1 protein-coding gene is annotated in these 765 nt (G+C 36.1%); it reads right to left on the bottom strand.

Features of this window, described 5'->3' with window-relative positions; translation table 11 throughout:
• Positions 1–765, bottom strand: a 765-nt coding sequence (locus B371_RS0100160) for a transposase (protein WP_019412356.1), incomplete at both ends; no start/stop codon positions are given.

Below are 765 nucleotides of genomic sequence, written 5' to 3'. Positions count from 1 at the left end.
GGGCATACCTTGCATTTTTCAATATCAAAATAATGTGTCTCTACTTGGTTATTATTCTGTCCTTTTTTTCCAGTTCGTGCTTTTCGTACTGCTAAATGCCCTGCTTTACAAACAAATCGCCCGGCATCCTTGTTGTATTCAAATTTGTCTTCTTCTTTTCGATTGCCTTCAGATATAACGGGATTTAACTTGGAAACCAGTCTAATTTGTTCTGCTTTTGTATAGTCAATATTTGCTTTCTCTGAATAAGCTGTATCTCCAATAACTGTGTCTACTTCCATACCTGCTTGTTTACTTTTTTCAATCAATTCTTGTAAGTACTTGCCATCACTTTTTTCACCTGTCGTGATGACTGCCGCTGTAATGATTCGCTCATTACTTAACGCAATATGTGTTTTATAGCCAAAGAAAGATGAATCAGCTGATTTATGGCCTTTTCGTGCATCGATATCTGAGGAATAGGAAAGGTGCACTTGATAATCCTCGACAACTTCTTTTAACATATTTAACCGTTCTTTGACAGCGGGTACTTGTGCGACTTGTGATTCCTTTTCAATTACGGCAATTAATTTTTCACAGTAAGTTACTTCATCTTTTACCTCGTTCATCGTATTTTTTGCAGGAAACTTATCTTTCATCGACTCATCGATTTTATAGATTGCTTTTCGCACATTTTTTGACTTCTCTTGTAAAAACTCTTTTGGTGACTTTTGATTGTAACGTGCTTTTGTATGAGTGGCGCCCACAATAATGGTGTTACTTTTA

The sequence above is a fragment of the Paenisporosarcina sp. TG20 genome, assembly GCF_000286315.1.
Lineage (GTDB): Bacteria > Bacillota > Bacilli > Bacillales_A > Planococcaceae > Paenisporosarcina.
The sequence above is the reverse complement of the archived record's forward strand: the minus strand, read 5'-3'. Positions and strand labels throughout refer to the sequence as shown.